Origin of the sequence: Borreliella garinii (assembly GCF_001922545.1) — a bacterium.
GTDB lineage: Bacteria > Spirochaetota > Spirochaetia > Borreliales > Borreliaceae > Borreliella > Borreliella garinii.
On sequence record NZ_CP018744.1, the window covers coordinates 418918 to 439430 of the forward strand.

Annotated in this window: 17 protein-coding genes, 4 tRNA genes and 1 other RNA gene; 10 read left to right on the plus strand and 12 right to left on the minus strand. The window is 27.4% G+C overall.

Annotated elements, in window-relative coordinates; all coding sequences use genetic code 11:
* Window positions 1-3 precede the first annotated feature (3 nt).
* From dnaX to BLA33_RS01970, 4 genes are all read right to left on the minus strand, one after another.
* Window positions 4-1686 carry a DNA polymerase III subunit gamma/tau gene (dnaX, locus tag BLA33_RS01955; protein WP_029346518.1) on the minus strand — a complete coding sequence of 561 codons (1683 nt, stop codon included), beginning with the start codon at window positions 1684-1686 and terminating at the stop codon, window positions 4-6.
* A gap of 231 nt (window positions 1687-1917) precedes the next feature.
* Window positions 1918-2014: signal recognition particle sRNA small type (gene ffs, locus BLA33_RS01960), an RNA gene on the minus strand.
* Between the two features lie 3 nt (window positions 2015-2017).
* Window positions 2018-2103 (minus strand) — tRNA-Ser (locus BLA33_RS01965).
* Between the two features lie 16 nt (window positions 2104-2119).
* Window positions 2120-2193: transfer RNA gene (locus BLA33_RS01970), tRNA-Arg, on the minus strand.
* Window positions 2194-2267: 74 nt separating this feature from the next.
* Here BLA33_RS01970 and BLA33_RS01975 point away from each other — a divergent pair.
* Window positions 2268-2975: a hypothetical protein gene (locus BLA33_RS01975; protein WP_174565082.1), complete on the plus strand. Its 708-nt coding sequence runs from the start codon at window positions 2268-2270 to the stop codon at window positions 2973-2975.
* Between the two features lie 26 nt (window positions 2976-3001).
* Here BLA33_RS01975 and BLA33_RS01980 read toward each other — a convergent pair.
* From BLA33_RS01980 to BLA33_RS01995, 4 genes are all read right to left on the minus strand, one after another.
* Window positions 3002-3088 (minus strand) — tRNA-Ser (locus tag BLA33_RS01980).
* A gap of 56 nt (window positions 3089-3144) precedes the next feature.
* Window positions 3145-3233 (minus strand) — tRNA-Ser (locus tag BLA33_RS01985).
* Between the two features lie 53 nt (window positions 3234-3286).
* Window positions 3287-4606: a tetratricopeptide repeat protein gene (locus tag BLA33_RS01990; RefSeq protein ID WP_029346519.1), complete on the minus strand. Its 1320-nt coding sequence runs from the start codon at window positions 4604-4606 to the stop codon at window positions 3287-3289.
* Window positions 4599-6116 carry a fibronectin type III domain-containing protein gene (locus BLA33_RS01995; RefSeq protein ID WP_004792726.1) on the minus strand — a complete coding sequence of 506 codons (1518 nt, stop codon included), beginning with the start codon at window positions 6114-6116 and terminating at the stop codon, window positions 4599-4601. The genes BLA33_RS01990 and BLA33_RS01995 overlap by 8 nt, the downstream gene beginning before the upstream one ends.
* Window positions 6117-6237: 121 nt before the next feature.
* Here BLA33_RS01995 and uvrC point away from each other — a divergent pair, with 121 nt between their 5' ends.
* Window positions 6238-8055, plus strand: coding sequence for an excinuclease ABC subunit UvrC (gene uvrC, locus BLA33_RS02000; RefSeq protein WP_075226372.1), 1818 nt, complete (start codon window positions 6238-6240; stop codon window positions 8053-8055).
* 63 nt (window positions 8056-8118) lie between these two features.
* On the opposite strand, the gene BLA33_RS02005 is transcribed toward uvrC, so the two are convergent.
* Together BLA33_RS02005 and holA are read right to left on the minus strand one after the other, a co-directional pair.
* Entirely contained in the window at window positions 8119-8760 is a 642-nt protein-coding gene (locus BLA33_RS02005) for a hypothetical protein (RefSeq protein WP_029346521.1), read from the minus strand.
* A gap of 3 nt (window positions 8761-8763) precedes the next feature.
* Entirely contained in the window at window positions 8764-9753 is a 990-nt protein-coding gene (gene holA / locus BLA33_RS02010; protein ID WP_075226373.1) for a DNA polymerase III subunit delta, read from the minus strand.
* 56 nt (window positions 9754-9809) lie between these two features.
* Here holA and BLA33_RS02015 point away from each other — a divergent pair, with 56 nt between their 5' ends.
* The gene (locus tag BLA33_RS02015; RefSeq protein ID WP_029346522.1) at window positions 9810-10958 is read left to right on the plus strand and encodes a glycosyltransferase family 4 protein; all 1149 of its coding nucleotides are present in this window, start codon (window positions 9810-9812) and stop codon (window positions 10956-10958) included.
* On the opposite strand, the gene BLA33_RS02020 is transcribed toward BLA33_RS02015, so the two are convergent.
* Complete coding sequence (locus tag BLA33_RS02020) at window positions 10955-11797, minus strand: mechanosensitive ion channel family protein (RefSeq protein WP_029346523.1); 843 nt, start codon at window positions 11795-11797, stop codon at window positions 10955-10957. The genes BLA33_RS02015 and BLA33_RS02020 overlap by 4 nt on opposite strands.
* A gap of 206 nt (window positions 11798-12003) precedes the next feature.
* Here BLA33_RS02020 and BLA33_RS02025 point away from each other — a divergent pair, with 206 nt between their 5' ends.
* From BLA33_RS02025 to aspS, 7 genes are read left to right on the plus strand one after another with little or no spacing between them, the layout of a single operon-like run.
* On the plus strand, window positions 12004-12609 hold the full coding sequence (locus tag BLA33_RS02025) for a chromate transporter (RefSeq protein WP_075226374.1): 606 nt from the start codon (window positions 12004-12006) through the stop codon (window positions 12607-12609).
* Complete coding sequence (locus tag BLA33_RS02030) at window positions 12606-13139, plus strand: chromate transporter (RefSeq protein WP_004791048.1); 534 nt, start codon at window positions 12606-12608, stop codon at window positions 13137-13139. Before BLA33_RS02025 ends, BLA33_RS02030 begins: the two co-directional genes overlap by 4 nt.
* 2 nt (window positions 13140-13141) lie before the next feature.
* A complete protein-coding gene (gene rpoN, locus BLA33_RS02035) occupies window positions 13142-14401 on the plus strand; it encodes an RNA polymerase factor sigma-54 (RefSeq protein ID WP_029346524.1) in 1260 nt (419 codons plus the stop codon).
* Window positions 14391-14684 carry an HPF/RaiA family ribosome-associated protein gene (locus tag BLA33_RS02040; protein ID WP_029346525.1) on the plus strand — a complete coding sequence of 98 codons (294 nt, stop codon included), beginning with the start codon at window positions 14391-14393 and terminating at the stop codon, window positions 14682-14684. The genes rpoN and BLA33_RS02040 overlap by 11 nt, the downstream gene beginning before the upstream one ends.
* Before the next feature lie 12 nt (window positions 14685-14696).
* Window positions 14697-14960 (plus strand): HPr family phosphocarrier protein, encoded by a 264-nt coding sequence (locus BLA33_RS02045; RefSeq protein ID WP_029346526.1) that lies wholly within the window; start codon window positions 14697-14699, stop codon window positions 14958-14960.
* Between the two features lie 14 nt (window positions 14961-14974).
* Entirely contained in the window at window positions 14975-17080 is a 2106-nt protein-coding gene (locus BLA33_RS02050; RefSeq protein ID WP_075226375.1) for a cation:proton antiporter domain-containing protein, read from the plus strand.
* A gap of 3 nt (window positions 17081-17083) precedes the next feature.
* Window positions 17084-18844, plus strand: a complete 1761-nt coding sequence (gene aspS, locus BLA33_RS02055) for an aspartate--tRNA ligase (protein ID WP_075226376.1) — start codon at window positions 17084-17086, stop codon at window positions 18842-18844.
* Between the two features lie 444 nt (window positions 18845-19288).
* Here the strand turns inward: aspS and fbaA are convergent, their stop codons facing one another.
* Window positions 19289-20368, minus strand: coding sequence for a class II fructose-bisphosphate aldolase (fbaA, locus tag BLA33_RS02060; RefSeq protein ID WP_029346527.1), 1080 nt, complete (start codon window positions 20366-20368; stop codon window positions 19289-19291).
* Between the last annotated feature and the right edge of the window lie 145 nt (window positions 20369-20513).

The following is a 20513-nucleotide window of genomic DNA, read 5'->3' on the forward strand; positions in this document are numbered from 1 at the left end:
TCTCTATCCCTCCAGAACTTCACTTGCTCCAAAAATATTTTTTACAGTTTCTAATTTTTTAAAATCCTTTTCAAGGCTTTTAAAATTTTTCTGAAAAACAATGCTTAAATTGGGAAATTCTTTATAAAACTCAGACCTTATCTCACCTTTATAACTTTGAAGTTCATTATACTCAAATTCACTAAACACCTTATAATAGAGAACATTGTCATCAATAACAACTTCTCCTGAATGAACTAAAGTTTGAATATATCTTGAAACAACATAAATAAATTTATCTCTTATATCAATAAAATCATTTGCTTCACTTAAATTGTCATCCTCAATAAAAATCTCATCAATTTCGTCAATGTTATTGGCCTCTAAAAGATTTTCATCAATTTTTGTTGACAAATTTTCATCAAAACTAGTCTCCTCTTTTTTTAAAGGTTTGATTTCAGAAAATTCATATTCTAAGCCAGGTTTTGCTGAAATAAAAGCTAAATCATCTTTATTCTTCTTATTTGCTAAAACATCAAAATTGTTTGAATCTAAAGCCATATTTTCTAACAAATTGTCTTCAAGATTTTGAATTTGTTTTATTAAAACATGATTTGGAATATAGTTTTTAAGTCTTAAAATTTTAACAAAATTAATCTCAAGCTCATATCTTGGATTAACCGAAAATTGCAAATCTCTGTAAGTTTCAAGCAAAACAACAATAATCCTCTCAAGATAGTTCAAATCAAACTCAGCTAATTTCTTTCTTAAATCTTCAGATTTAATTCCAATAAACTCAAAATTTTTAATACCTATCTTTAAAAATAATGCCTCTCTAAAAAATTCGATTGAATCTAGTAGAAATTGCTCATAAGACACTCCGGACAAAAAAATAGAATCAAGAACACAAATTAACTCTTTTACATCTTCACTAAGAATACTAACTGATAACTTCTCTAAAAATTCATCATTGGTTAAGCCCATCTTAGATCTTATTTGATCTAATTTAATGTCAGAATTAGTAAAAGAAACTACCTGATCAAAAAGAGTATAAGCATCTCTTACACTACCACTACTTTTATATGCAATCCATTTTAAAGCCTCATCTTCATATTTAATATGATCTTCAAAGCAAACTTTCTTAAGCATATTATAAATTTTTTCTAAAGACAAAAGTTTAAAACTAAAATGCTGACATCTACTTTTTATTGTCTCTGGAAGTTTATGTGACTCTGTAGTAGCAAAAATAAAAACAATATAATTGGGGGGCTCTTCAATTGTCTTTAAAAGAGCATTAAAAGCAGAATTGGAAAGCATATGAACTTCATCAATAATATATATTCGATATTTGGAAACTGCAGGAGGAAACATTATTTCTTCTTTAATTTGCCTAATATCCTGAACCGAAGTATTTGAAGCACCGTCAATTTCAATAACATCAAGACTGCTATCATTATCAATAGATTTACAATTATTACACTCTCCACAAGGCATAACTGTCGGGCCATTCTTACAATTTAAGCATCTAGCAAAAGCCCTGGCTGATGAAGTCTTCCCAACACCTCTTGGCCCCGAAAAAATATAAGCATTTGCTATTTTATTTTTCTCTATAGAATGCTTTAGAGTTTCAACAACAAAATCTTGCCCTTCAAGAGAGTTGAAATCTCTGGGGCGTTTCTTAAGAGCAGTACCTCTTGAAGGCGCCATTAACGTTTTACCTCCCAATGCTTTAATAAGTAAAATGCTATAAATATATACTATACAACATATTTATACCTCAGAACTATTATTTTAAAAGATTTACCAAAGAATTTTATAAAGAATAAAAAATACCTAACAAAGAAAAGGTTCTTAAGAAAATATAGCAGAGTTAAAAGCTTCAAAAAGATGAATCTATATCTTAACATAAAACGAAACATTACATTTTGACTTAAAATTCAACCTAAGACTTGCGTACTCACCAAAAAAATCGCTTACCGCTGCTACCTTCCAGTCCTGACGGGGTTTAGCAACACTTGATAGTACGGGTCCTAGGAATCGGAGAGAATGGGATTCGAACCCATGATACAGTTTACGTATACACGCTTTCCAAGCGTGCGCCTTAAGCCACTCGGCCATCTCTCCAAACTAACAAATTTTTCGTGTCCAAGAGGACTTGAACCTCCGACCTTAAGAATCGCAATCTAACGCTCTATCCAACTGAGCTATGGACACAAACAATTAATTTTTATTGTAATAAAAATTACTATTTATTACAATAAAAACATTCAATAGAAAATGGAGAAGTTGTGAAAACTAAAATAATCATTTTTCTTTTAATGTTATCTATTTTATCATGCTCTAAATCAGTTTCGAATGAAATTAATTCTGAATTCATAATTAAAACTAAAAATGTCAAAGAAAAAAAAATACTAAAAAACAATAATATTCTCCACATAGATGCAAAAATTCCTTTTATGGAAAATGCAAACTTTGAATTTGAAAATTTTATAAAAAAATGGGAAAAAGATATCGAAAATAAAATATCAAAAACCGAAAATTCAGAAAATGAATATTTTTATTTTTCCAGCTTTACAATATTTAAAAATGAAAATATTGGCATTACATCTATTTTATATAAAGAATCCCTCAAAGAAAAAGAATCAAACACCCTCTTAAGATATTACCCTTTAAACTTAAAAGGAAACAAAAAAATAGAAATTTCAGAAATAATATCAAAAGATCAAATAGACTCTCTAATAAACGTATTAAAAGAACAGGTAAGAAGTAAGATTAAAGATCTTAACGTCAAAGACAAATATACCCCAAACGAATTGGAAAAAAAATTCACAACAATTTTTCCAAGATATAAATATTACTTCAAAAAGAACCAAATTATAATTTTTTATAATCCATTCTTAATTGATTATAATGAATTCGATAAAATTGAGTTTCAATTCCCTATACATGAAAACACAGAAAATGAATATCAGTCCAATAAAAACCCGCGCCCTTAATCTTAATACTTTAAATATAATAATTACGGAGAGGGTGAGATTCGAACTCACGGTAGGCTTACACCTACAACGGTTTTCAAGACCGTAGCATTAAACCACTCTGCCACCTCTCCAGAGTTAAAACAAATTTTAATAAATAAAGTATCCACTGTCAAGATTTAAATAATTACGGAGAGAATGGGATTCGAACCCATGGTCCCCTTTTAAAAGGACAACTTCTTAGCAGGAAGCCCCATTCGGCCACTCTGGCATCTCTCCTACAGCATTAATAAATATTATATTAGAGATATTATTATTGTCAACTAAATAAATTACAAATAATAGTAATTTATTCTAAACTCTTTATAAGCTTCTATTAACTTTTGAAAATCTCCAATAGAAATATCAATTTTGGGACAAACACATTCTGCATGCAATATCTCTTGAACCATTTTTTCCTCATTATTGCTAAATTTCAATTCAATAAACTCATCTTTAATTCTCCAAATATATGTATTTATCCTTATATTGTGATCAAAAATAAAAATAGGATCTCTCAAATTTAAAGAATTGTCAATAAAAAATAAATACTCTAAATGCCAATTTGCCCTTAAAGATACTGCAAATTCTTCAAGCAGATTTTCAATTAACATATCCTCGCTAGACTCAAGTAATTTTAAAAATTTTGAATAAGGCTCTGGATTAAGCTCGCAAAGTTTTTTCATGTAAAAATAGGCATCTTCAAGATCACGATTTCTCAGAAAGAATAAAGTTGCATACAAATATATCAAGTCTAGGTTGGAATAATCATCAACCATTCTCTCAATAGACTTTTTAGGAGAAAATTTTAAAAGCTCAATTGTTGCGATATGCATATTATAAATTGTATAAATATTTGAAAAATTCAAAATGGCTTTAACATAAGATGTAGTAGCTTGAGTCATATTGCCTATTTTATGAAAAATAGTCCCCCTATTGTGCCAAATATACTTAGAATAATGAGAATCTGTTAAAAATTTTTCAGAAAGTCTGATTGCCCTGCTTATTTCTCCAATAAAATAGAAATAATACATCAAATAATTAACAACAAGAGCAAGATCGACATCAGAAAAAATTTTGTCTACTTCCAAAAAGCTTCCTGCTTTAAGAGATTCTCTATTTTTTAAAATCCAAATATTAAGCCTAACAAGAGAATTATTTTGATCTAAATCTCTAGCCTCAAAAAATAATTTTAAAGCCTCGTCTTTGTTGCCCAACATTTCAAATAAGACAGCACTATTGTTTAACGCTTGTATAAAATCAGGTTTTTGCTCTTTGGCTTTTAAAAAACAACTTAAAGCAAGTTTATATTCTTTTAAATTGAAATAAAAAACACCCAAATTATAACTCTCAAAAGGCCCTAAATCTTCTTTATTTTTTTCGATTTTACCATAATCTATAAGATTAACTAAAAAATTGTATTCACTCAAAACGTCAGGATAAGTATTCAACACATATAAAAGAGCCTTATAATCCTTTTTTTTGAAATAAATAAGAGCTTTAAGTGCAAGAGAATCTAAATTTTCATCAAAAACATCTAAATTGTCAAGAGAGCTTTTAAGATCACCATTTTTATAAAAATTTAAAGCTTTCTCAAAACTAAAGTTATTCATATTTTTTAAAAATCTCCATGGGCCTTACAGAAATTTCCTTCGAAAAGGAAGTCTTATTAACACTTTTATCCAAATTATAAGCAGCAATACTAATATAATAAAGCCTTCCATCTTCAAGTCCTGTAATCTTAAAAGAAGTTTGATTTCCAACATCAATAGGAGAAGTTAAAACACCACTAGTTTTTCCATGATAATTGCCAGAGGCAACACCAATATAAATATAATATCCTTCAACGCTGCTATTAACAACAGGAATCCACTCAAGAAAAACTTCTCTGGAACCCGGAATAACCCTTGTTATTACAGGGGGAAATGGAGCTGCTTCAGGAACATAAGTGATCGACATACTATAAAGAGAAGGACTACTTACGGAATCTCCACTAGGATAAAATTCAACTTTTATTTGAATATATTTTGATATCTTTGAATCTGGAAAATCTTTTTTAGGATCAAAATGAATCCACGCCCCGGTTAAATTTTTCTTAATATTCCCATAGCTATCCGTATCATAAAACACCTTATTGTCTAATCTATAATAATAAACAATCTCTGTATCCTTAGGAACATTAGAATCAACATCAAATGACAATACTTGAGAATAATATTTAGAAAGCTTGATAGGCTCTGTAATAATGTATCCCATATTCTTTGAAAAAAAAGCATTACTAACCTCTTCAAAGCTTTTATGTATTTCTAAATTTTCAACAGCACCAGTAAAATAAGTCCCTAAGGTAAAATCAATAAAATTGCCAATGCTTAATAAATATCCCGATCCTTCTTTCTTATTATCTGTTATATATTCTATTGCCTGAGGTTTAGAATCTATCAAATATTCAAGCATGCCATCCCTTTGTCTATATCTTAAAGTATGCAAATGCCATTTCTTGGGAATAAAATCATCATTACTTTTCATTCTAATTTTGAGTGGATTTTTATTATCTTTTAAAAATACATTGTTTAAAACCCAAACAAAATTTCCCTCGTCACTCTCTAATCTAATGGACTGATCTACCCATAAATTATTAATATTTTTATAGCCGTCCCAACTAAAAATAATTTCCCCTGTAACAGAGGTTGTTCGATATACCCAAAACTTAATAGTAAAATCAGAAACAGTATTACCTGAGGAAAAGAAAGCTTTCTTTGTTAATGGCTTAAACTTAACAGGATTTTGATTTGAATAAAAAATTAAAGAGCCATTAGAAACATTTCGAAATTCATTTGAAACTCTCAAACTGTTTGCACTAACTAAATAGTTTGAAGATGTATCTTTTAATTTATTATCCCTTCCTATTTCTAAGCGTAAATCAATATTATTTAAATCCAAAACGGCTTTATATCTGTCCAAATAAATACCAAGCAAACCCCTCATGTCCCTTTCAAAAGTAATATTGCTAGAATCTTGAACAAATTTAAAATTTTTTTTCGAATCAAGTATTAACTTCAATTCTTGAGATAAAAGAACAGAAAAGCACAAAAAAAATAGCAAGAGCATTAAAATTAATCTCATTTTTGACCTTTTATTTGTTATTATTAATATTTTTAAATACCCCAGATCATAAAACAAATCATCTTATGATACAATATTATATCATAAGATGATTTCTAAAATCTAAAAACTACCTGACATTATGAAAGAGGCCCTAACAAGTTTATTCGAAAAAGTAACCAAATTGCCAACTACAAGCGGTTGCTATAAAATGCTAAATAAAAATAAAAAAATACTCTATATTGGAAAAGCAAAAAATCTAAGATCAAGAATAAAAAGTTATTTTTTAGAAAAAAAAAGTCACAAAATCAAAATATTAATGAAAAATGTAAAATCAATAGAAGTTATTACAACAAACAGCGAATACGAAGCATTACTACTAGAATGCAATCTAATCAAAACTCATAAGCCTGATTACAATGTAAAATTAAAAGACGGAAAAGGTTATCCTATGGTAAGGATAACTCATGAAAAATATCCAAGAATTTTTAAAACTAGAAAAATAATTAATGATCAAAGCGAATATTTTGGCCCATTCACCAATGTAAAAAAATTAGATCAGGTATTAGATTTTATTAACAAAACATTTAAGATTAGAAAGTGTAAAAAAAAATCCAATGCTCCTTGTCTATATTACCATATGGGACAGTGCCTTGGAGTATGCTACAAGGAAAACCTTGAAAAAGAATATCAAATAGAAGTAAATAAGGCAAAATCCATACTAAGCGGGAATATATCAGAAATATTAGACCAAATTAACATTAAATTAAAACTTGCTGTACAAAAAGAAGATTTTGAAACTGCCATTAAATTAAAAGAAATGAAAAGTTCTTTAATAGAAATTAATCGAATCCAAATCGTTACAAAAGCCAATAATTTAAACATAGACTATGTATATGTTCATCCGGGAGATAATGTAAATACAATAATAGTATTAAAATACAGAGATGGAAAATTAGTTGAAAGAGATGCAAATTTTGATGAGAGCATATGCAAAAAAGATGAGTTGCTTTTACAATTTTTGATTCAATATTACACATCTATTAATATGATAGTACCCGACAAAATTCATATTTTTCTCAAAGATGTCGATACTAAAAATGTTGAAAAACTAATAAATGAAATTAAAAATACAAAAACAGAAATTATTTACAAAGAAACAAAAGAAATTTTAAAAATAATGGAAATGGCCATATCTAACGCTGAATTATCTTTAAGAGAATACGAAAATAAAAGCAACAAAGCACTTGAAAGTTTGAAACTTTTACTAGAAATGGACAAACTTCCCAAAATAATTGAAGGATTTGACATTGCTCATCTTAAAGGTCAAGAAACAGTGGCTTCTATGGTTACTTTTAAAATGGGAATGCCCTTTAAAGAAAACTACAGGCTTTACAAGCTAAACTCACTGTTGAAAGGAGAAATTGACGACTTTAAGGCAATAAAAGAAGTAATTTTAAGGAGATATTCAGAAATAATCAATAAAAAATTAGAGCTACCAAATTTAATTTTAATTGACGGGGGAAAAGGACAATTAAGTGCTGCTTTTTCTATCTTAAAAAGCTTAAAAATAGAAGACAAAGTTAAAGTCTGTTCGTTAGCAAAAAAACACGAAACAATATTCTTAACAACCAACAAAAAAGGAATAAATCTCACCCAAGGACATCCTGCTCTTAGGATACTGCAAAATGTAAGAGATGAAGCACACAGAAAAGCTAATGGATTTAATAAAAAAAGACGAGAAAAAATAACCCTATTGTATACAAAAATAGATGGGGTTGGAGAAAAAAAAGCTCAAAAAATATTAAAATTAATTGGAACCTATAAGGATATATTGCCTTTAAGTGAAAATGAAATTTCAGAAAAAATAAAAGTAAATATTAAGCTTGCAAAAAGAATAAAAGAATTTGCAATAAAAGAAAACTCAATAAAAATATTGACAACGATAAATAAATTTTAATTAAATTTAAAATTTATATACTCCCTAAATTAACGATAAAATTACAAAATTTAAACTAAATTATTATTTATTAATATTTTTTAAAATTAAAACACTATTTGAAATTCCAGGCGATAAAACTAAAAAAAGTTCATTAATAAGCTTGTTTCTAGCTTGCATATTTAAAACATCTCCCAAAAGCTCTATTTTATAGCCTCCAGAAGAACTCTTGACCACTCTAAAAAAATGAACAATCTCAGTGTAATCACAATTATCCAACTCTCCAATAACTTCATTTATTAAATTGTCAAATATTTTTTTACGCTCTTTTTTCCCTAAGTTCTTAATCTTTGAAGATCCTACTTCAATTTTATTTAATTTGGCCAAAAATTTTTCTATCCCGTTTTTGAAGTTAATATTTTTAATAATAACTTCAAATTCAAAGCCCTTAGAAATATTTTTTTTACCTATTATTTCATATCTTAGATTATTAATAAACAAAGGATAAAAAATAAAATCATCCTTTGCCTGAGATTTAAATCCAAAAATTTTTGCCTTCAGATCATCATCACTTGGAATATTTAAATAGCTAAAAAATATTTCGGGACTACTTTGCAAATTTTTAATAGAATCAAAAAACTCTATTAAAACAATTTCCGCCAATCTAGATTCAGATCTACAAGAAAAAAAACAAAACAATAAAATCCAAATTAATTTTTGCTTCATAGATTAAAAATTAAATTTTGATTCTTTGGAACAATCTATTAAAAAGTTATTATTAAAGTTTAAGATTGAAAATATTAAAAAATATGACAAATTTTGATGAATATTTTTAGAATAAATCCTCAAATATAAATCAAACTTATATAAAATTTTCAAAACAATTTTTATTTCCTCAATTGAATAATTTTTAACCCCTACTCTATAAATTTTATTTAATGAAAAAAAAATTTTATTTTTATTCAATGCACTCTGTAAGCTTCCACATATATTATAATCTATTTGCACCTTTAACAATCTTTTAAATTGCCAAATAAGACTCATCAAAACACTAAGAAAATCTTCTCCCTGATCCAAAATAGACTTAATCTTTATCAAAGAATGCTCCATATCTTTTTTTAAAATTGAATTAAATAAAGAAAAAGTGTTTTCAAAACGAACAAAGCTAATCCAAGAAGTTATATCTTCCTCATCAATGGTGTTGTTCTTGGCAAAAAGCGCAAAAGAATCTATATAAAATTTTAAAATTTTAGTATCTGAATTTAACATTAAAAGCATTAAATTTATTGCAGAATCTGTAATTTTAATATTAAGATTAAAAAAATTTCTTTTTACAAATGTAAATTTGTCATCATCAGGAATCTCATAAAAAACTTTTTTTATAAACTTAAGCTTACTCTTAAAATCAATGTTACATGTATTGCTATTAGAAACAAAAATAATAGTTTTATTGCTAGACTTTAAAATTGCATTACATACTAGTTCTAAATCTTTACCTGCTTTTAAAAGTTCAGACTCATAAACAATAAAAATTTCTTTTTCTGAAAAAAAAGAATTGGAAAATAGCTTTTCAACAAATTCCACAACCGAGAGTTCTGACAAAAAAAATTTAGTAACTAAAACTTTCGATTTAAAAGCATCCATCTTGACTAGCAACTCTTTTAAATAAGCTTCTTTTAAACCTTGCTCACTACCCAATAATAAATAAACCACTTGCATCAAAGTAAATTATAATCCAAGTGTTAAATATATTATACTTAAGCTAGGAGGAGAATATGAAAGTTGCAATATTTACAGATACTTATATCCCAGAAAAAAATGGGGTGGCAACTTCAATAAAGCAAATTAAAGAAGGATTTGAAAAAAATGGATATGAAGTTTACATATTTTGTCCAAAATCCAAAACATCTTTAAACGAAAAAAACGTTTACAGATGTTCATCTATTCAAATAAATAAAAAACTTGATGCTGTAATAGCTTTTCCCAATAAAAGAAAAATATCTAAGATAATAAAAAGCTATAAACCAGACATTATTCATACTCACTCCGAGTTTTCTATGGGTAAAATTGGGAAACAAATTGCATTAAAGCAAAACATACCAATAGTTCACACAAGTCATACAATGTGGGATTATTATTTACATTACCTAGGAATTTTTAAATATTTTATTAAACCCGACAAAATGATGCAAAAACATTATAATAAAATAAAACATTTTATTTATCCGTCAAGCAAAGCAAAAGAGAGGTATTTTCGACTTTCAAATAATTCTAATTATAGAATTATTCCAAATGGAGTTGATAGAAAGCTTTTCATAAAAACTTTAAGCAAAGAAAAAAAAGATGAAATTTTTAAAAAACACAATATAAAACAAACAGACAAAATAATAATATTTGTTGGAAGAATCAATAAAGAAAAAAACATAAATTCATTAGTAATGAATTTAAAAGACCTTTTAATACAAAACAAAAATTATAAGCTTATCATTATTGGCAAAGGAAGTGAAGAAAAGGAAATAAAAAACTTTAGCATCAAACATGGGCTTGAAAAACAAATATTGCTAATAGGAACAATTCCATGGGAAGAAATATGCTTTTACTACAAAATTTCTGATATCTTTGCTAGTCTATCAAGAAGCGAGGTGTATCCAATGACAGTAATAGAAGCATTAACTGCTGGAATACCTGCTATTTTAATAAATGATTATATATATAAAGACGTAATAAAAGAAGGAATAAACGGATTCTTAATAAAAAAGTACGAAAACTTATCTTATTACATAGAAAAAGTAATAAAAGATGATAAAACACTAAAAACATTTAAACAAAATGCTAAAAAACACTCTATTAAATTTTCAAGCTATTTTTTTACAAAAAAAATTGAAAATTATTACTCAGAAATTATTGCAAGAAAAAATCATTAATATGGCTTATCAAAAGGTATAAAACAAATTGGAAACTTAATTTTCATATCCAATAAAACATTTTTAATAGACTCACCAATAAAATATTGAAAAGCCCAAAAAGCATCTGTATTAATAAAAAATCGAACCTGCACGACTATGTAACAGGGAGTATATTTTTTGACAATAAGAGTAGGAGAACAAATCTCAACATTAAATTCCTTATTATTAAAAATTATTAAATCCTCTATTTTATCTTTCAATAAACCAATATTCGTATCATGAGGAACTTGAAAAGAAAATACAACTCTTCTTCTAGGATTTGCTGAAAAATTAACAACAAAATTGGATGTAAGCTCACTGTTTGGAATTTTAATAATTTCTTCGTCAAATGTTTTAAGTGTAGTAAAAAAAATTTGGACATTCTCAACCAAACCTTCAACATCGCCACATTTAATATGATCTCCACACTTAAAAAACTTAGAATTCAAAACAATAAATCCGCTAACAAAATTAGACAAAATGCCCTGAGCAGCAAGCCCAATAGCAAGCCCTAATGATCCGAATACAGCAATAATAGATGTTGTAGGCACCCCAAGATATGGCAATATTATTAAAACAATAAGAAAATCTGTTAAGATTTTGAAAAAAGATTTTAAAAAGTTGAAAACTGTAGCCTCTAACTTCTCCTCTAATCTAGACTTTTCCAAAGTCTTAAACAAGATTTTGCCTATTTTCTTAACTATTAACTTTAAAAAATACCATAGCGCTATAGCAATAGAAACCTTTAAACCATAACCTACTACACTCTCAAGAATATGATTAAAATAATCTTGAAATATAAAAAACTCCTTAAACAAACTAAACTTTCCTTCTAATATTCACATAAATTAATTGAATTATATCACAAAAACAAACAAACCTTTCCAATAGAAAAACTCTAGTAAAAACAACAAGTAAATATTTTAAACATAATAAAGTATGTTTAAATTGCCGCTGTTCAACAATAAAATACACATTACAACAATATTTGTGGTAGAATTAGTGCCAAAGGTTTTTACTAAATTTGACAAAACACATGAAGAGAAAGAGACAAAAAAAAATATATGAAATGCTGAACTTATTTTTACTTGTCTTCAAAACAACAACGCTTACAATTGGTGGGGGATTAATAATCATATCTGAACTTAAGAAAATACTTGTTAAAAAGAGAAAAATAATATCTGAGGACGATTTTAACAAAATATTAGCAACATCAAATGTTATTCCTGGAGTTACAGCAATTAATTTTGTGTTCCTAGTAGGAAGAAAATTTGGGGGGTTTCCATGCGCACTTTTACTCGTTGTTGCCGGAATTTTACCTTCCATTATTGCAATAATAATGGTTTTTCTTTACCTAAAATTAGTACCAAATAGCATACATGTTGAAAAATTTCTCGAAGGTGCAAAAATCTCTTCAATTATTATAATGTTAACAGTTGTTTTAAAATTTTCAAAAAAAATGTTGAATAATTCTATAATAAAATGGACAATATGTTTTCTTGTAATTTTTGCAATTTTTAAATTAAAAATAAGAATATCATATATACTGCTAATTTTCTTTTTAATATACACATTAAAATATATAACAATAAAAAAAATATTAACTAAAGAGAAAAAGGATATCGATTGATTTTAATAAACTTATTCATTACATTTCTAAAAATCGGATTATTAAATTTCGGGGGTGGCAATGGAATTGCAGCGATAATAAACAATGAAATAATTAATAATAAACAGTGGATAACAAAAGAAGAATTTGTCAATATGATTACAATATCAAGAATAACTCCTGGGCCTATTGCCACAAACATAGCAACATACGTTGGAATGAAAACTGCAGGAATTGCAGGAGCAATAATTGCTACAGGGGCATTAATAACGGCTCCAATAATAATAATGATTATTATCCTCTTAATGCTACACAAAACAAGCTTTTTAACTTATTGTTTAGAAAATCTAAAGCCTATTATTGTTGCACTGTGGATAATTACAATAATCATTCTGATCGAAAACACATATTTAAAGATAGAAAACGACAAAACAGAGTTTTTAAGAACCTTGGCTATTGTGGGAATTAATTTTTTTATTTTATTTTTTTATAATAAAATAAGCCCAGCATTAGTAATTATACTTAGCGGGTTTTTTTATACATTAATATAAATATGATTAAACAAAAATTAAAGTTATCCCAAAATTTAAACTCAATTCAATTGCAAACAATAAAAATATTAAGTCTTAACAAAAAAGAATTAACACAGCTTATACTGGAAGAAAGCGAAAATAACGAATGCCTAGAAATAGACTCAAACAAAATATTTTTTGAAACATTAAAAACATATAGGTTTAAAAAAGCTTTTTATAAAGAAGATAATATGATAAAAAATCAACACGACATAGCTCTTGAAAAAACACAAACAAATACTTCTTTAAAAGAACACCTTTTGCTACAACTAAGAATTCAGAGAATAAATGAAGATGAACTTAAAATAGGTGAAATATTAATAAACAATCTAAACAACAAAGGGTTTCATATAATAAACCCTTACGACCTTTTTAAAAAGGAAGAAAAAGAAAAAGTAAAAAAAATAATTGAACTTATTCAAAAATTTGATCCAATTGGAATTTGCGTTCCCAATATAATAGAATCTTTAATTTTGCAAGCAAAGCATCATAAATTAGAAGCCAATATTATTAAAATTCTTGAAAAGGCAGAACTTCTTGAAAAAACTCAAGAAAAGTTAAAAGAAGAACTTAAAATAAGAAGTAAAGAATTTAACAAAGCTTTAGAAATTATAAGACAAAAACTTAATCCCAACCCAACACTCGAATTTAAAGACCCAGAAGACACTAATTTCTATATTGATCCAGATATATTAATAATAAACCACAATAACAAATTTGAAATTAAAATCAAAGAAGTTAACATCTTTAAAAAAGAACTTAAAAAGACAACTATAAATCCTCAAAAACAAAAAAAAGCAAAATGGTTAATAGAATCATTAAGATATAGAGACGAAATACTTGCAAAAATAGGAATAGCTATATATACATTGCAAAAAGAATTTCTAAGAAGAGGTTTTAAAAGCTTAAGACCAATGAACTTGAGCATTTTGTCAGAAAAAATAAGTGTATCAAAATCAACAATATCAAGAGCAATAAAAAATAAATATTTAAAATGTGAATGGGGTACTATATTAATCAAAGAGCTCTTTAGCTCTGTTGGTGGAGCAAAAACAAATGAATTTTCAAAATTAAGCATTAAAATAACGGTAAAAAAGTTACTAGAAGTAAATAAAAAGATGTCAGATAAAGCGATTTCTGCTATACTGAAATCCAAAGGGATCTCCATTTCTAGAAGAACAGTAAACAAGTATAGAAATGAATTAAAATCTGAGAAAGGAAAGATATATTATGGAACCTAAAATTCAGACAGTTAATTATAACTTAAATGAGAGTGAAAAAAATTTTATTCTCAAAAAACTAGAAAAATTTGATACTCATATCAAAAAACATGTAGAAAATTTAAAAATTACAATAAAAAAAGAACATGAGCTTCTTGAATTCGACGCACATGTTCACTTTAATTGGGGAAAAATAATACATATAAGAGAAGACGATAAAGTATTTCTCAACCTTATTGATAGAGCAATAGAAAAACTTTACAAAACAGCAATTAAAGAAAAAGAGAAAAAAAATAACAAATAAGATAAGTAAAAAATGCAAGAAGTAAAAATTGAGATAATAAATAAAGATGGAATACATTCAAGGTCAGCAAACATCATTGCTGAATCCACAAATAAAAACTCTTTATGCGATATCAAGATAACAAAAAAGAATAATAGAAAAGCTGATGCAAAATCTGCAATTGAAATTATTATATTAGGAATAATATACAAAGAAAAAGCAAACATAATAGTCGTAGAGAAAAAAGAAAAACTGGTAATTAAAAATTTGTCAAACTTACTAAAATGCAATTTTTAAAAAGAGCTTGAAAAATGAATAAAAAAATTTTTTATACAACAATATTATTGCACTTACCTAATCTTCTATTTTCATACTCAACAAAATATGACATTGAAGCAAAAATGTCATATTTTGTCATGAGCCTGGCAATCATTGTAATCTCATCTATTTCACTGGGCAATCTAGTAGCTAAAATAGGGATTCCAAAAGTAATAGGGCAAATAACAGCAGGAATAATTCTAAGTCCGAATGCCTTTGGGAAAATTCAAATACCTTTATTATTCCCATTAGGAATAACTCAAATTGGAGAAAATTATTTAATAGATGAAAAAATATTTGCAATCTCTACCATAGCTTCAATAATATTGCTTTTTACAGCGGGACTTGAAACTGACTTAAAATTGTTTATCAAATTTTTGCCACGCGGAGGAATTATTGGAATAACAGAAGTTATTGGCACCTTCACAAGTTTTGTACTAATGGCCAGCATAATTTTTAATGTCCCTCTAATAAGCCCAACCTCGCTTTTTATTGGAATAATTGGAACTCCAACATCAGCAGGAATCGCAGCAAGTATACTCTCCGCAAAGAAAAAAATGAGCACTTCAGAAGGAGTGACAATAATCTCAACTTCAATTATTGACGATGTGCTTTCAATGCTTATGCTTACAAGCGTAATAACTATATCAAGATCTATATCAGATCTTGATATAGCAAGCTCTATCAAAACAATAATTCAAAGCATAGTAATTTGGCTATGCTTAACTTTCTCTTTAATATATGTATCAGAAACACTCTCAAAACTGTTGAAAAAATTAAATAGTGTTACCTTAGCAACCGTAATAACACTCTCTCTAGCCCTTACTATTGCAAGTATTTTCCAAAATCTAGGAATGTCTTTTGTTGTTGGCGCTTATGTGTTTGGACTTGCCATGTCAAAAACAGACATTGTATATGTAATTCAAGACAAACTAACAATCTTTGAAAGATTTTTTATCCCAATCTTTTTTACATCAATTGGACTTATGTCAGATATTAATGAAATATTCTCAAAAGAAGTTCTTATTTTAGGATTAGCAATTAGCACAATAGCAATAATTACTAAAAGTATATTTTGCTTTATTCCAGCACTCTTTTTAGGATTCAATAAACTTGGGGCCTTAAAAATTGCAACCGGGATGGTACCTAGAGGAGAAGTTTCACTTATTATGGCAAATGTAGCATTATCTTCGGGATTTATTAGCCAAAAAATATTTGGAATAATAATAATAATGGTATTTTTGCCAACAATCATTGTAACACCCATAATAAACTTTTTATTCAAAATAAATAAAAGCGGACTTAAAAAAGAGCTCCCAATAGATCAAAATACACACATATGCGTGTATTTTGAATATGATAATTTAGCCAAAATTCTTGTATGGGACTTGAAAAATGAGTTAAGAAAAGAAGGATTTTTCACACAACAAATTAAAAATGACTCTTCACAATATATTAATGCAAGAAAAAATAATATATCCTTCTCAATAAAGCGAGAAGGCAGTCAAATCACATTCGAATGCCCAAACAAGCACTTAATTATAATACAAGATCTTTTTAGAGAAACAATCTTAAACTTAGAAAAAATAACCGAAGAAGTTAAAACAGTCTCTTTAAGAGCAAAAAAACTAGATTATTCAATAAATTATGATAAAATTCTTAGTAAGATCAACCTAAATAAAAGAATAAAAAAGGAAAACATTATTTTAGAATTAAAAGCAAGCAATAAGGCTGATGTAATAAGAGAACTTCTAAGCGTAATAAACATTGAAATTGATAAAGAAAGAATATTTCAAGATTTAATGGAAAGAGAAAAATTAATTACTACTGCACTAAAAGAAGGCTTTGCTATTCCTCATTTAAAAACAAATTTAATCTCAAAAATACATATTGCAATAGGAATAAGCCATGAAGGGATTGATTTTAATGCTCTTGACAAAAATTTAAGCCATGTTTTTATATTAATATTATGCCCAGCAAAAGATTATGTTAGCTATCCCAGAATCTTGGCATCTGTTGTAGGCAAAGTTGATCTATACAAAAAAGAAATTTTAAATGCGAAAACAGACAAAGAAATTTATAATATAATAGTAGGCTAAATTATGTTTAAAGTTATCAAATGTAATGAATTGAATGAAAAATTGATAAACAAAAAAGTTGAAATAAATGCTTGGGTAAAAAAAATTAGACACCACGGAAAATTTATCTTTCTAAATATAAGAGACAGATATGAACAAGCTCAAGTTCTGATAACCGAAGAACACCTTTTAAAGATCGCAGAAAAAATAAAACTTGAATATTGCATTAAAATCCAAGGATTATTGAGTAAAAGGCCTCCCAACATGATAAACGAAAATATGAAAACAGGATCTTTTGAAATATTGGCAAAAAATATTGAAATTATCTCAAAGTGTAATGAATTGCCATTTATGATAGAAGATGACAATAATGCAAGTGAAAACTCAAAGCTTGAATATAGATACTTAGATTTAAGAAGGGATTCATTAAAAAATAAAATCATTTTAAGATGTCAGGCTACTCATCTTATTAGAAATTTTTTAGTAAAAAAAAATTTTCTAGAACTAGAAACCCCAACTTTTGTAAAATCAACACCAGAAGGCGCAAGAGACTTTGTAATCCCATCAAGGATTCATAAAGGATCTTTTTATGCTTTACCTCAATCTCCACAACTTTACAAACAGCTTATAATGATAGCAGGATTTGATAAATACTTTCAAATAGCCCGTTGCTACAGAGACGAAGATTCAAGAGGAGATAGGCAACCAGAGTTCACTCAGCTCGATCTTGAAATGAGCTTTATCAAAAAAGAAAACATTTTCAAATTAATAGAAAATATGCTTTTTTTAATATTTAAAAATTGCCTTAATATTAAATTACCTAAAAAATTCAAAAAAATAGCATACAAAACGGCAATGAATAAATATGGGAGCGATAAACCAGATACTAGATTTGAACTTACATTGCAAGATATAAGTCGCAATCTAAAAAATTCAGAATTCAATGTATTCAAAGATACTCTAAAAAACAAAGGTTCAATTAAAATTTTAATAGTAAAAGATAAAGCTGATAAGTTTTCAAGAGCAAAAATAAATAATTTAGAAGAAATTGCAAAGCTTTACAAAACACAAGGGCTTTATTTTACAAAAATTGAAAACAACAAATTTTCTGGAGGAATTGCAAAATTTTTAAAAACAGAAGAACAGCAATTAATAAAAACCTATTCTCTAAAAAATAATGACATAATTTTCTTTACAGCTAATAAAAAATGGGAAGCTGCTTGTAAAGCAATGGGCCAAATTAGAATAAAAATTGCAAACGATCTTGGACTAATAGATGAAAATAAATTTGAATTTCTATGGGTCTACGACTTCCCACTATTTGAATATGATGAAAATACAAAAACCTATACGCCAGCTCACCACATGTTCTCGCTTCCTAAAAAGCGATATATTGCCAGTTTAGAAAAAACCCCAAACAAAACCATAGGTGAAATTTATGATCTTGTTTTAAATGGTGTAGAGCTTGGTTCAGGTTCAATTAGAATACACAATAAAGAACTTCAACAAAGAATCTTCAACATAATAGGATTTCAAAAAGAAAAATCAGAAGATAGATTTGGATTTTTTATAAAAGCATTAGAATATGGCGCCCCTAATCATGGTGGCATTGCAATTGGTATTGATAGACTAATAATGCTAATGACAAAATCAACTTCAATAAAAGATGTAATACTATTTCCCAAGAATTCTTTTGCGGCAAGTCCTCTTGATGACTCCCCCTCTAAAATCGCCGATGAACAACTAAAAGAACTGGGAATAAATATTGTTACTGATGATGTTTAAATTCATAAATATAGCTTATACTATATACTTTTAAAGTATAAAAATCAGTTAAACCGTATTCCTTGGGATTTTACAATAACCTACTATTCTTTCAAAGAAAGAAAGCTCAAGTTTAATTTTTCACAAACAACAAACACTTCTAAAAGACATGAAGTCAATCCAGAGCAAAATGCTTTTTTGGAAATTTAGAAACAATCTTGATTGCCTCCTTATTTAATCATAAAAGACTCATAAACATAATATTTAACAATCATTTATAAATTAATATTTTTATTTAAGTTTTGAAAAGAATAAGCAAAAATAATAAAAAAAGATGGCTAAATAAATAATAGGGAAATACATCGAATAATCAATCATTTTATAATTAAATATATAAAGCATAATAGAATAATAAAAAAAGCCGCTCAAAAAGCAGCTTACAAATAAAAATTAGTGAATTTTTATTTAATTCCTATTAATATTATTAAGATTTTTACATGCAATCTTTACACGCTCTTTCATGGAAACTTCAGCTTCTCTTAACCAAACTCTTGGATCATAAAATTTCTTATTGGGAATATCAATATCCTTACCATCTCCTAATTGACCTTGTAAACGACTTTCATTTTTTTTATAATAATTTAAAACACCCTCCCAGGCAGCCCACTGTGTATCTGTGTCAATATTCATCTTTACAACCCCATAAGAAAGTGCCTCATTAATCTCGTCAATTGTAGATCCAGACCCTCCATGAAAAACATAAGAAACTGGCTTAGTAACATTTACTCCTGTTTTTGATATGACATAATCTTGACCATCTTTTAACACTTTTGGAGTAAGCTTAACATTTCCCGGTTTATATACTCCATGAACATTTCCAAAAGCTGCTGCAATCTGAAAATTTGGGCTAATCTTTAAAAGCTCTGAATATCCATAGTAAATATCTTCGGGAGTTGAAAATAGTTCATGCAAAGCCCTATCCGAATTATCAACTCCATCCTCTTCTCCACCCGTAATCCCAAGCTCTATTTCTAAAAACATTTCAATTTTTGCCATTCTTTCTAAGAATTTTTTAGAAATTTCAATATTTTCTTTAATAGGTTCTTCCGACAAATCTAACATATGTGAAGAAAATAATGGCCTTTTGTGCTGACTATAGTATTTCTCACCATACTCTAAAAGCCCCTCAACCCAAGGAAGCAAATTCTTAGCACAATGATCAGTATGAAGAACAACAGGAACTCCATAATGCTCTGCCATCAAATGAACATGCATAGCACCAGAAATGGCTCCAACTATTGAAACTCCTTGCGGTTTTTCTATCTTCAATCCTTTCCCACAAATAAAAGCAGAACCACTATTGGAGAATTGTATCATAATAGGAGAATTAATTTCTTTTGCTGCTTCTAAAACCGCATTAATAGAATTTGTTCCTATACAATTAATAGAAGGAATAGCAAATCCTTCCTTTTTACATATTTCATATAAAGAATGCAGTTCTTTCCCATAAACTACACCAGGTTTAATCTTGTCTAAAACACCCACTTATATCACTCCTTTCTATTTTATTTTTTCTTTTATCAAATGCCTATAATAAATTATACACCTAAGAAATAGAATTGAATTTAAATCAATAAATTAATTAATTAATTAATTATTAAACTAAAAGTAAACATAAAATTTATTATGC